Below are 449 nucleotides of genomic sequence, written 5' to 3' on the forward strand. Positions count from 1 at the left end.
TTCGATACGACACACATTCACTGCCTACGGCCACTCCCCCAGGCTGGATTCGACGTCGAACGTCGACTGGAGGAACTCCCGGAGGCTCGCATCGGAGTCGTCTGCGGTTCGAACGGCGGTGTAGGGCAGCAGGAACTCGCCGAGCGTCGTGTCGTACGACGCCGCCGCGGGGTGCACCTTCGCGTCGGGGTAGCCCTCGTAGACGGGATACGAGTAGGAGTAGAAGGCCCCCTCGTCGGCGCCACCGGGCCAGAACCCGGCGCTGGAGACCTCCTCGCAATAGGATTCGACCATCACTCGCTCCGGACAGTTCGGCACGACGCCGGAGAACAGCGGAGCGGGACGGCCGGAGAATCTGGTGACCGCGAGATCGAATGAGCCCCAGAAGAAGTGAACGGGGCTGCACTTGCCGCGCCACTTTCCACGGAACTCCGCGAAAACGCGCTGCG

1 protein-coding gene is annotated in these 449 nt (G+C 65.0%); it reads right to left on the reverse strand.

The genetic code is table 11. From position 1 onward, the window contains the following. Nucleotides 1-24: 24 nt before the first annotated feature. Nucleotides 25-449 (reverse strand): DUF5996 family protein (locus B3T59_RS08350; RefSeq protein WP_287001993.1); only part of this gene is annotated, 425 nt, incomplete at its 5' end.

The organism is Gordonia sp. UBA7860 (genome assembly GCF_002500165.1).
GTDB classification, from domain to species: Bacteria; Actinomycetota; Actinomycetes; order Mycobacteriales; family Mycobacteriaceae; genus Gordonia; species Gordonia sputi.